Origin of the sequence: Nesterenkonia sphaerica (assembly GCF_005771565.1) — a bacterium.
GTDB classification, from domain to species: domain Bacteria; phylum Actinomycetota; class Actinomycetes; order Actinomycetales; family Micrococcaceae; genus Nesterenkonia; species Nesterenkonia sphaerica.
In genome coordinates, this window is sequence record NZ_VAWA01000013.1 from 61634 (window position 1) to 73274 (window position 11641).

The window sequence follows — 11641 nt, forward strand, 5'->3', positions numbered from 1 at the left end:
TCACGTGACGCCGCTGGAGACGGCAGTATAGGGATGTGAACACAGCAGCCGACGGTGGTGGTCCGCAGCCACGACAGATTCGACGTTGGAGAAAATATCTTGCCGACGAGATCGCTGAGGCCCGGCTCTATGAGCAGCTGGCCGATCGAAAGTCCGGTGAGGTGCGGCAGATTCTGTTGGGTCTGGCGGCCGCGGAGCGCCGGCACCAAGCCCACTGGCGGGAGCTGCTGGGTGAACACGCTGAGAATCTGCCTGCGCCATCCGTTCACCGGGTGATGCTCGGCTGGTTCGCTCGGCTGTTCGGCTCGGTGTTCGTCCTGGCCCTCGCCCAGCGAGCGGAGGGTGAGTCTCCCTACACCCGCGATGAGGATGCGACCCGCCGCATGGCTGCCGATGAGGAAGTCCATGAAGAAGTGGTGCGCGCCCTGGCGGTGCGCGGCCGAGAGAAGCTTTCCGGCGGTTTCCGGGCAGCCGTGTTCGGTGCCAACGACGGCTTAGTCTCCAATTTTGCTCTGATTATGGGAATGGGCGGCGCAGGGGTGGGGGCCACAGTCGTGCTGCTGACCGGCATTGCAGGCCTCATTGCAGGTGCCCTGTCCATGGCAGCCGGGGAGTTCATCTCAGTGCGCAGTCAGCGTGAGCTGCTCGACTCCACTCGGCCCACCCAGGCGACGGTCCGCGCCGCACCTGATCTGGATTTCGACCACAACGAGCTGGTCTTGGTCTACCGCGCCCGGGGAATGAGCATCGAGGACGCCGAGCACCGCGCCCTGGAGCGGATGGGGCTGTTCGACTGTGATTGTCGACCAGAACGATCACACAATCCGGAGCAGGAGGTCGACGAGCACCGGGCTGTGGGTTCTGCATGGACGGCCGCAGGGTCCAGCTTCGGATTCTTCGCCGTCGGCGCGCTGATACCAGTGCTGCCCTACCTCTTCGGAGCTGCCGGGTGGTGGGCGGTGGGACTCTCCACTGCACTGGTCAGCATTGCGCTGCTGTGCACCGGCGCCACCGTGGGTCTGCTCTCCGGAGCATCTCCGCTGAAACGGGCGGTACGTCAGTTGGCTATCGGGATCGGTGCTGCCCTGATCACCTACTTGTTGGGGGCCCTGCTCGGCGTGAGTGTTGCATAGCCAGCCGACACACCGTAATCTAGTTCGCAAATGCAACTAAAATCGCGTTCTCGTGCTGTGCACGCCACCCTGCCGGAGGGCATGACTCGACGCGATCTCAGGTGGGCGATTGCCGGTATCCTGGCGGTGTTCTTCGCCGCGATGGTCTCGATGAACGTGGTGGTCACGGCGCTGCCGGTGATCTCTCGGGAGCTTGGCGGCACCCAGATCCAGTACTCCTGGGTGGTCACGGCCACCCTGCTGGCCAACGCGTCGTCGACCCCGGTGTGGGGCAAGCTCGCTGACATGATGAGCAAGAAGACCCTGTTTCAAGTGGCGAACGTGATCTTCTTCCTCTCCTCCCTGGGGGCGGGTTTCGCCCCCAATATGGAGACGCTCATCGCCGCACGTTTCCTGCAGGGCGTCGGGCTGGGCGGACTGGCAGCGTTGGCTATGGCCATCATGGCGTCGGTGGTCTCACCGCGTGAACGCGGAAAGTACGCCGGATACATCGGCGCCTGCCTGGCCACGGCGACAGCCCTGGGGCCGCTGATCGGCGGGGTTACCGTCGACACCCTGGGCTGGCGGTGGTGTTTCTTCGTGGGGGTTCCACTCTCTGTCTTCGCGCTCATCATGGTTGCCACCACACTGCGTGTGCCGGTGCTGCGGACTCCGGGGCGGATTGACTATCTGGGTGCCCTGCTGCTGGTCGTCACCTCGGGGCTGGTACTCACTTGGCTGTCCTTTGCCGGCACCCCCGAGTTCTTCGACTGGCTCTCCTGGCAGTCCGCCCTCTGGCTGGGGTCGGCGCTGGTGCTGTTGGCAGCCTTTGTACTGGTGGAGGCCAAGGTGCATCACCCCATCATTCAGCTGCGCATGCTCATCGACCGCACCACGTTCCTGGCCTCGATCTCCTCGGCGTCGATCGCGGTGTGCCTGTTCGGTATGCCAGCGTTTCTGGGACAGTACTTTCAGATCGGCAGGGGCCTGACGCCCACCGAGTCTGGGCTGATGGTTCTGCCGCTGGTGTTGGGCAACCTCATCGGCGCGCTGGTCACCGGTCGGCTCATCACCCGGTATGGCCGCTGGAAGGTCTACATCGTCACCGGCTCATTCGTCATGAGCTCCGGAATGTTCGCCCTGTCCACCGTGGGTGCGGCCACCCCCTACACCGTGGTCCTGTGTTACCTGCTCGTCGTCGGGCTGGGATTTGGTGCTCAGATGCAGAACCTGATGCTGATTGTGCAGAATACGGTTTCGGTCACCAGGGTGGGGCAGGCCAGTGCGCTGATCGCCTTCTTCCGGGTCTTCGGTGGCGCGGCCGGAACCTCCATTCTGGGCTCCGTGATGGCACTGCAGGTGGCAGGTGTCTCCGTGGCTGAAGTCAATGGCGCCAGCCCGTCACCCACCTATGCCGAGGCCACGGGGACGATGTTTCTGGTGGGTGCCTTCCTGACTCTGCCAGCGCTGATCACGAATCTGCTGATCCGGGAGACTGAGCTGCGGACCACCATCTGAGCACCCGGGCACGACGCCGCGACGCCGAGGTGGCAGGCTGTGCCCCAGGGTTGATTAGTATGGGACGCAATGAGGACTGAAAAGCCCCGGCCCACCGAGATCCGGCAGGACTTGGCAGCGGTGCGGGAACACTACTCGCACTCTGCCCGGAACCGCGCCATGAAAATTGAGGACCGCTGGCACCAGTTCCGGCTCAATCATGCGCGTCAGCGGGGACAGAACGTGACAGTGCTGTCACTGGCCGGCTACGGGTCGCCGCGTTGGGTCCGGGTCTTCTCACGCATCGTGATGGCGCCGGAGAACGATTTTGAAGGCGGCCGCAGGGTGGCGAAGGTGATTGCCGACGGGGTGCGCGGCTGGCGCAACTTTGTCTCCGCCCCTGTGCCGTTTGCCCAGGTGACCGCCCGGGTCGAGGGACACACGTTCCGTCTGGTGGCGGACCGTGGGGGAATCCTGGATCAGGTGCTTGAGCTGCCCGCCGGGGCTGAGCTGTCGCCGGGATGGCATGAGGTCACGCTGGAGGCCTCCGGGGCTCAGCAGACCAAGGCGGAGGTACACATTGTTGGCGACGAGGTGACCTCTGGGGTGATCTGCGACATTGACGATACTGTGGTGGTGACCAAGCTGCCCCGGCCGTTCTTGGCGGCGTGGAACTCGTTTGTCCTGGACGAGCACGCCCGGACGCCGACTCCGGGAATGGCAGTGATGATGGAAAGGCTGCTGAACAGGAATCCTGGGTCGCCGGTGATCTACGTTTCGACTGGCGCCTGGAATGTGGCTCAGACGCTAACCCGCTTCCTGACCCGAAACCTGTACCCGCACGGGCCCCTGCTGCTGACCGACTGGGGTCCCACCCACGACCGCTGGTTCCGCTCGGGCAAGCAGCACAAAGTGGAGCAGCTGGACCGTCTGGCCGCCGAGTTCCCGCAGGTGAAGTGGCTCCTCATCGGTGACGACGGCCAGCACGATCCGATGATCTACGCAGACTTTGCCCGCCGGCACCCGGGATCAGTGCGGGCGGTCATCATCCGTGAGCTGACCTACTCGGAGGCGGTGCTGGCCGGTGGTCGAGCCGAACATCCCGATGATGAGCAGCTGATGGGTGTCTCTGGCGAAGGTAATCACCTGCCGGGGATTCAGCGGGTCGGTGACCATGAGATCCCCTGGATCTACGGCCCCGATGGGAAGGACATCGCGACGTCGCTGGCAGCTCACGGATGGCTCTAACAGGCCTCGCGAGGGGCCCGGGCGCGGCAGCTGCGGCTTGCCGGTCAGGACAGTCCCGCGCGGCGCGAAAGCAGGGTCATGGTGGGTGCGTGGGCCTGAATCCTGCTGTTGATCTCGACAGCTCTGGCGTAGTGGCCGATGAGTTGATTGGCCACTGATTCCCACGTCCGTCCCTGCACCTCTCGGTGTGCGTGGGAGGCTGCGCGGGAACGGGCCTCCTCATTGAACACCAGATGCTCCACGGCGGCACGCATCCCGGTCACATCCCCAGGCTGATAGAGCCAGCCGGTCCTTCCCGGATCGACCAGGTCCACGGGGCCGCCCCGGCCCACCGCCACGACCGGAACTGCTGAAGCGAACGCCTCTTGGATGGTCTGGCAGAAGGTCTCCGCCTCGCCTGGATGGACCAACACGTCGAGGCTGGCCATATGCGTGGCCAGGTCCTCATTGGACTGAAACCCAGCGAAGTGGGCATGGGGCAGGTGCCGGCGCAGTGCGCCTTCTTCCGGACCCGCACCGACAATGACCAATCGGGTCCCCGGTATCCCGTCCAATGCGGTCAGATCTGTAACCTGCTTCTCGGCGGCCAGTCTGCCGACGAACCCTATGATTTTTTCTCCATGGGGAGCCCATGTGCGGCGCAGCAGCGCGGAGCGGCGGGTGGGAGTAAAGAGATCAGAGTCCACCCCCCGGCGCCAGATCTTCAGGCGCGGAACACCTCGCTCGCGCAACTGGTTGTGGCAGAACGAACTGGGCACCAGATTGATGGTGGAGGCTGAGTGCATTCGCTCCACATGCTGCCAGAGCAGAGGCTCGGCCCAGCGTGCCCGGTACCTTGCTGCGAATGTGGGGACTTCCGTTTGGTAGACGGAGACGGTGGGCAGTCCGAGGGTGCGGGCGGCCTGGATCGCGCGCCAGCCGAGAATGAAAGGCGAGGCCACGTGGACGACATCCGGCTGCATCTGCTCCAGCAGGAGGCGAAGGCGTGTGCTGGTCCCTGCCGCGACTCGGACGGTCGGGTAATCCGGCAGAGGCAGTGAGGGGACCCGTATCACTGGAAACCCTGAGCAGGTTTCGCCGGTGGGAGCTTCCGGGGTGACCACAGTGCGCGTGCCGAACGCCGAGGCGGAGGGTGCAATGACCGTCGCGCTGTCGCCGCGCCGGCGTAAGTGCGTCAGGACTTTGAGCACAGAATTGCTCACTCCATTCACGTGGGGGAGGAACGACTCTGCCACCACTGCAACCTTCATGTCATCAGGATGGAGACCGGGCGTAGCCGCAATCCGACCCGTGGATGGGTGACGGGTGAATTCCAGATGAAATCTGCGCGCCGGGACTGGCGGGTGCAGGCCGTGGCTGCTGTACACGGCCGAGAGGTGAGCGGGGTTTCCCCGCCACCGGGACTAGCGGGTGCAGGCCGTGGCTGCTGTACACGGCCGAGAGGTGAGCGGGGTTTCCCCGCCACCGGGACTAGCGGGTGCAGGCCGTGGCTGCTGTACACGGCCGAGAGGTGAGCGGGGTTTCCCCGCCACCGGGACTAGCGGGTGCAGGCCGTGGCTGCTGTACACGGCCGAGAGGTGAGCGGGGTTTCCCCGCCACCGGGACTAGCGGGTGCAGGCCGTGGCTGCTGTACACGGCCGAGAGGTGAGCGGGGTTTCCCCGCCACCGGGACTAGCGGGTGCAGGCCGTGGCTGCTGTACACGGCCGAGAGGTGAGCGGGGTTTCCCCGCCACCGGGACTAGCGGGTGCAGGCCGTGGCTGCTGTACACGGCCGAGAGGTGAGCGGGGTTTCCCCGCCACCGGGACTAGCGGGTGCAGGCCGTGGCTGCTGTACACGGCCGAGAGGTGAGCGGGGTTTCCCCGCCACCGGGACTAGCGGGTGCAGGCCGTGGCTGCTGTACACGGCCGAGAGGTGAGCGGGGTTTCCCCGCCACCGGGACTAGCGGGTGCAGGCCGTGGCTGCTGTACACGGCCGAGAGGTGAGCGGGGTTTCCCCGCCACCGGGACTAGCGGGTGCAGGCCGTGGCTGCTGTACACGGCCGAGAGGTGAGCGGGGTTTCCCCGCCACCGGGACTAGCGGGTGCAGGCCGTGGCTGCTGTACACGGCCGAGAGGTGAGCGGGGTTTCCCCGCCACCGGGACTAGCATGGACCCGATGCGCAAACTTCCCCCGCCGCCGCTGTGGCTCTTCGGTCTCTTTGAGGCTGTCCAAGTGCTGCTGAGCACAGTTCTGCTGGTTGCGGTGCCGGTCTTCGGCGCAGAGATCGTCCGGCGTTGGGGGAGTTTCGATCCGGAATCCACTTCAGAGCTCGCCGCTCAGCTATGGCTGATGAGTCACGCTGCCCCCCTCAACTTGGCTGAGGACACCAGTGCGGGGTGGTTCCATCTGGTGCCGCTGGGTTTCGCCCTGGTGCCGTTCCTGCTGTCCTGGCGCGCTGGCCGGCGGTTGGCGCAGGGAGCCTACCCTTTCCAGCTCTGGCAGGGGCTGTCCGCTTTCACCTTGGCCTATGCCGGTGCAGCGGTGGGGATCGGTCGTGTGGCGGTGAACGATCCCGGCACCATGGTGTGGGCCGGGGTCGCGGCAGCGGGGCTGACGGGCGCGGGCTCACTGGCCGGATGCTACGCCGAGGCGCGCAGCGCCACGCGAATGATCGGGGTGGACCTTGAGTCTCGGGTGGAGTCGCTGTCTCAGCGCATGAAGTGGGCAGGTGTGTACACCTGGGCGGTGATCCGTGGTGGGACGGTCGCAGCGGTGACTGTGGTGGGACTGTCCGCCCTGCTGCTTGCCGGATGGCTCGGTTGGCGGTGGATGGATGTGGCCAACGCCTATCAGGAGCTGGATGCAGGTGTTTCAGGGGCCGCTGGCCTGACGCTGCTGCACCTGGGTCTGGTGCCCAATTTTGTGCTGTGGACGCTGGCATATGCCACAGGTGCGGGTTTCAACCTCGGTGCCGGCTCACCCGTGGGTCCCTGGGAGGTCCGGCTGGGTGCGGTGCCCGATGTTCCGGTATTGGCCGCGCTTCCTGATCAGGTCTACGAGTACTCTGCGGCGGCACTGGCTGTTCCCGTAGTGGCTGGCGTGGTGGCCGGGTGGTGGCTGATGCGTGAGGGAGAGAACCACTTCGACGACTGGTGCCAATTGAAGCTGAAGGTCCGGCCAGTCTCTCTCACCGTCTCCACCCTGACGCTTGCGGCGCTGACCGGCATTGTGTCAGGGGCGCTGCTGATCGGTCCGCTGTGGCTGTCACATATCTCCTTAGGGATGGGTCAGCTTCACGACGTCGGCCCCCACGCAGGGTTCACCGCAGCGCTGCTGGCCGGATGGGTGGCCGCAGGGGCAGTCTTGGGCTATGTGGCGGCTCCCGCGGCGCAAATGGTGGTGCGGCGTCGTCGTACTGAGGATCACGACGCTGCCGAAGAGGACTCCTTCTCCGCGGAGGCCCGGTAGTCAGCGCAGCCCGGGAATCGAGTTGAGCATGTCTTGTTCGTAGGTGTCGTAACACCGTGCCGTAGACCGCTCTGTCACGGCGCTGCGCAGACACTCATCGAACTGTACGGAGGCCTCCCAGAAAACGGCTTGGAACGCGGCGGTGAGCAGAAAGAAACCAAAACAGGTCACGAACACCAGGGCGCCGACCATGAGGGTGACCGGCAGTCTTCTTCGGATGGAGCGCACCAGCAGAAACACCGCCACGCTGACCCCCACCACTGATGCCGCGATGGTGACCAGTCGCCAGGGCAGGGGCATCTGCAGGCCGGCGTAGGCGATGACCAGTGCCAGCACCAACCAGCCGATGAGCCGCGCATAGGACCGGCTGGCGTCGTCGTCGAGCTCAGGACGCTGTTTCTTCTGGGAAGGCTGCTGCGGTTTCGGAGGCGGCGGGGTGGTCGGTTGACCCGGAGGTGGAGTGGCACTCATTGTGCACCCAGCTTATAGGCTTATGAGGGCAGCGGACCGGGTTCCCGGTTGATCCGGCAGCGATGAGACGGAAAGCGTGAACGATGCGAATAGTGGTGTTGGTGTCCGGGTCCGGGTCGAATTTGCAGGCATTGCTCGACGCCGTGGCGACCGGGGAGTTGGACGTGCAGATCGCCGCGGTGGGCTCGGATGTGCCTGAATGCGGAGGTTTGCAGCGCGCGAGGTCATCAGCTGTACCCACCTTCGCCGTCCCCCTGCCGCGCGGGGCCTCCCCGGAGCAGCGGGCGCAGTGGAACCAGGAGCTCTGCGCGCAGGTCAGTGCGTTTCAGCCAGAGGTGGTGGTGACCTCGGGGTTTATGAAGATTCTGTCCGAGGACTTTCTGCGGTGTGTGTCAGCACCGATCATCAACACCCACCCTGCCTTGCTGCCCAGCTTTCCTGGCGCACATGGGGTCCGGGACGCGTTGGCCCACGGGGTGAAGATCGCCGGTTGCACGGTGCATCAGGTGGATGCAGGAGTGGACACCGGACCTATTTTGGCTCAGGCCGCGGTGGAGGTCAGGGCGGAGGATGACCTCGGCTCGCTGCATGAGCGAATCAAGGTTCAGGAGCGGAGGCTGCTGGTGGAGACCCTCGCCGACGTTGCGGCAGGCAGAATTCAGCTGCGCGCAGGCGGCGTTTAGAGCTGTGGGGCGGGATTGCCGTAGTGCCCGCCTCTGCTGACCTCTTTCTCCCACCTCCGGTAGCGGATGTACCGGCTTGAGCCGGGCAGCCACATCAGGACGATCGCAGCGATGCTCAAGCCCACGGTGGCGAAGATGAGTCCGTAGCTGATGGCGTCATATCCCAGAAGGAGGAACAACAGGCTCAGCCCAGACCAGATGGTGGCCAGCACACGCCCGGGGTTGCCGGCCATGGACCCCAGGAATGCCGTGGTGACATAGAGCGCGAGAAGAACAAATCCCCAGACCAGGGCGAACACGCCGATGCCCAGGAGGGTGACTTCTTCCATCTCCTGGGCGCTGAGATTCTGCAGATCCGGATCCTGGGTGGACTGACGTTCCATCTCTTCGACGAAAGTCTGGGAGAACGCGCCTCCGAAGACCTCGTCCATGGTTTGGCCCGGAATCGTGGCGAAGATGTAGATGCCCCACAGCAGGGCTGTCACGCCGGCGGCAAGCAGGGCAGCAAGCACGCCCCAGAGGGCCCCGGGGCGCGCGGGCCGCTGGGCAGCACTGGGGGAGGGCTGCGGGTGGTACCCGCTCTGCGGGCCGCCACCGTAGGGGTATACGTTGTCCCCCTGTTGCCAGTCCGCTTGGCCCCAGGCTGGCTGGGCATACGGGTTGTACTGACCACCCGGGTGAGGGTCTGTCTCCGCGGAACGGCCGTGGCCCGACTCTCCTGCCGAGCCATGACCGGCAGGGGCTGCTCCGTCCGGGGGAGCGTAGGCGCCGTAGCGTGGCTGGGGCCGCGGCTCCGTCCGGCCGGGCTCGCCGTCGCCTGGGGAGTCCTGCGAACCGGGCTCATTGTTCGGGGGAGTGCTCATGCTTGCCACTGTAGCGCCAGGCTCTGAATTTTCCCCAGGAACTGACAGACTTGGGTCTATGACTGAGACTGTCACTGTTCACCTGGTCCGGCACGGCGAGGTTCACAATCCGCAGAAGGTGCTCTACGGACGATTGCCCGGATTTGGCCTCTCCGCGCTCGGCCATCAGATGGCGGAGGGGATTGCCGACTACTTCGGGCAACGCGCTGAACAGGGAGAGCCGGTGCACCTGTTGGTGTCCTCACCGCTGCAGCGGGCCCAGGAGACCATCGCCCCGCTGGCCAGCCGGCTTGGACTTCCGGTGACCATTGAGGACCGGGTCCTGGAGGCGGAGAACGCTTTTGAGGGTCTCTCCGACGTGAAGAGGCACCTGCGTACCCCCCAGTACTGGCCGCTGCTGCGCAATCCGTTCCGCCCTTCATGGGGCGAGCCGTATAAGGCCCAGGTGGAGCGTGTCCTGGCAGCAGTCAAGGACGTAGCTGACCGTGCGCTCGCTGGCCACGGGGACGGTGCTGAGGCGGTGATTGTGTCCCATCAGCTGCCGATTTGGGTCACCAGGCTATGGGCCGAAGATCGCCCGCTGTGGCATGATCCGCGCCAGCGCGAGTGCACGCTGACTTCTGTGACAAGCCTGCGCATCGGCCCCGCGGGAGTGGAGTCGGTCAGTTACGCTGAGCCCAATAAGGAGCTGAGCAAACAGGCGCTCGCACTCCCGGGCGCCTAGCTTCGTCTTCGGGGGGTGCCTCTATGGTTTTCGTCAAGCCGCCAGCGCGTGGCCAGTGCCGCCTCTGATGGTCTCGGGGTCTTGGTAGAACGTCCCGTCACGCAGCATGGCGTAGAGGGTGTCGAGTCGTCGGCGGGCTAGGGCGATCACAGCCTGCTTATGGGTCTTTCCTTCGGCTCGTTTCTTGTCGTAGTAGACCCTGGATGGCCGGTGGTGCAGCGCTGCGAAGGCGCTGTTGAACAGGGATGATTTGAGCCTCTTGTTGCCGCCGCGGTTGGCGTATTCACCTCTGATCGAGGTCCCGGAACGCCTGGTCGTCGGCGCGATCCCCGCGTAGGAGGCCAGGTGGCCTGCGGTCTTGAAGTCCTTGCCCACGACCTCGGTGAGCAGGCGGGCTGCGGTCCTGACCCCGATTCCGGGCATCGACGTCAGGACCTGGTGAAGAGGGTGGGCCTCCACGAGAGCATCGACCTGGGTGAGGACTTGCTGGCGCTGGGTGTAGAGGTCTTTGAGTTGGCCGGCGATGATCGGCACGATTGTCGCTGCCGCCTCGGTGCCGGGAACCACGACGGTCTGGGCAGCCAGGGCGGTGAAGATCTCCTCAGTCATCGGCTCGGCTAGTCGTGGGTTGTGTTTCTTGATTCGGTTGCGCACATGCCCGCGGCCGGCTTCTTTGATGCGCTGCGGAGTGGGCCACCTGTTCAGCAAATCCAGGACCCCGTAGTGGTGCAGTCGGGGTCCGATGACTCGTTCCAGGCCGGGGTGGATCTGGGTCAGCAGTCCCCGCAGGCGGTTCCTGGCTGCGGTGGTCTGAGCCAGTAGGTCGTCATCGAATCCGGTCAGCACTGCCAGTTCAGCGATCTGCTCATCAGAGGCTGCGATCTGCCGCAACGCTGAAGGCATAGTCCGAGCAGTCTCGGCGATGATGAACGCATCCCTGGCATCAGTCTTGGCTGAACCCGCGTGCAGGTCAGCCATCCTGCGCATCGTCAGACCCGGCAGGTAGGCCACCTCGACTCGTTCCATGGCCTGAGCCACGGTCACCGGCAAGGCACCGATCGTGGCAGGCTGATCGACCACCAGCAGGGCTGAACCATGTCTACTGGTGAGCTCTGCCAGCAGCTGCCGCAGTTTGGCTTCGTCGTTGGGCAGGGACTTGTCGTAGACCTTGTCCCCGGTGGTGGCCAGTGCGGTGGCGTGGTGTTCTGATTTGCCGACGTCTAAGCCGATGAACAGCACGAAGTCCTGAAGGTTCCAGGCCACGAGCATTCTCTCCCTTGGTGTTATGAGGTCCTGTCACCACCCAGGACGGGGCGCCTGGGCAGCCAGCTGCCCGGCCCTATTCTCCTTCCCCGCCTAGGGCGGGGTGGTGGGCGGTGGGCGGTTCATGCTCGACATCCACGTTAGAAAACAAGCCCTCAAGCCTGGGGCTGTCGTGCCTCTATCAGCGATCCACGATCCGCCCGTGACCAGCTCCTGGGTGACAACACCCCCCGGATCATCACAGTGACTGGGGGCAAACGATCATGCCCAGGAGCCGGACCGGACAACACCACTTATCCTGCCGGAGAACTGGTGCTCTTAGAAGCTAACGGG

At 65.0% G+C, this 11641-nt stretch carries 10 protein-coding genes; 6 read left to right on the forward strand and 4 right to left on the reverse strand.

Annotated features, from left to right (window positions below; all coding sequences use genetic code 11):
- Positions 1-35 precede the first annotated feature (35 nt).
- The 3 genes from FEF27_RS10070 (at position 36) to FEF27_RS10080 (ending at position 3857) form a co-directional block, all read left to right on the forward strand.
- Positions 36-1133 carry a VIT1/CCC1 transporter family protein gene (locus FEF27_RS10070; RefSeq protein ID WP_138170728.1) on the forward strand — a complete coding sequence of 366 codons (1098 nt, stop codon included), beginning with the start codon at positions 36-38 and terminating at the stop codon, positions 1131-1133.
- Positions 1134-1190: 57 nt separating this feature from the next.
- Positions 1191-2630, forward strand: coding sequence for an MFS transporter (locus tag FEF27_RS10075; protein ID WP_166429990.1), 1440 nt, complete (start codon positions 1191-1193; stop codon positions 2628-2630).
- Positions 2631-2699: 69 nt separating this feature from the next.
- Positions 2700-3857, forward strand: coding sequence for an App1 family protein (locus tag FEF27_RS10080; protein ID WP_138170730.1), 1158 nt, complete (start codon positions 2700-2702; stop codon positions 3855-3857).
- 44 nt (positions 3858-3901) lie between these two features.
- Here the strand turns inward: FEF27_RS10080 and FEF27_RS10085 are convergent, their stop codons facing one another.
- On the reverse strand, positions 3902-5107 hold the full coding sequence (locus FEF27_RS10085) for a glycosyltransferase family 4 protein (RefSeq protein WP_138170731.1): 1206 nt from the start codon (positions 5105-5107) through the stop codon (positions 3902-3904).
- Positions 5108-6011: 904 nt separating this feature from the next.
- Here FEF27_RS10085 and FEF27_RS10090 point away from each other — a divergent pair.
- Positions 6012-7304: a cell division protein PerM gene (locus FEF27_RS10090; protein ID WP_138170732.1), complete on the forward strand. Its 1293-nt coding sequence runs from the start codon at positions 6012-6014 to the stop codon at positions 7302-7304.
- On the opposite strand, the gene FEF27_RS10095 is transcribed toward FEF27_RS10090, so the two are convergent.
- Positions 7305-7775 (reverse strand): hypothetical protein, encoded by a 471-nt coding sequence (locus FEF27_RS10095; protein ID WP_138170733.1) that lies wholly within the window; start codon positions 7773-7775, stop codon positions 7305-7307.
- An 83-nt stretch (positions 7776-7858) separates the two neighbouring features.
- On the opposite strand from FEF27_RS10095, the gene purN reads away from it, so the two are divergent.
- Positions 7859-8458 (forward strand): phosphoribosylglycinamide formyltransferase, encoded by a 600-nt coding sequence (gene purN, locus FEF27_RS10100; RefSeq protein ID WP_138170734.1) that lies wholly within the window; start codon positions 7859-7861, stop codon positions 8456-8458.
- On the opposite strand, the gene FEF27_RS10105 is transcribed toward purN, so the two are convergent.
- Complete coding sequence (locus FEF27_RS10105) at positions 8455-9321, reverse strand: hypothetical protein (RefSeq protein ID WP_138170735.1); 867 nt, start codon at positions 9319-9321, stop codon at positions 8455-8457. The two genes, purN and FEF27_RS10105, sit on opposite strands and share 4 nt — an antisense overlap.
- A 58-nt stretch (positions 9322-9379) precedes the next feature.
- Between FEF27_RS10105 and FEF27_RS10110 the strand changes: the two genes are divergently transcribed.
- Positions 9380-10045 (forward strand): histidine phosphatase family protein, encoded by a 666-nt coding sequence (locus FEF27_RS10110; RefSeq protein ID WP_138170736.1) that lies wholly within the window; start codon positions 9380-9382, stop codon positions 10043-10045.
- 33 nt (positions 10046-10078) lie between these two features.
- Here FEF27_RS10110 and FEF27_RS10115 read toward each other — a convergent pair whose 3' ends face one another.
- Entirely contained in the window at positions 10079-11314 is a 1236-nt protein-coding gene (locus tag FEF27_RS10115; protein WP_138170737.1) for an IS110 family RNA-guided transposase, read from the reverse strand.
- Positions 11315-11641 lie beyond the last annotated feature (327 nt).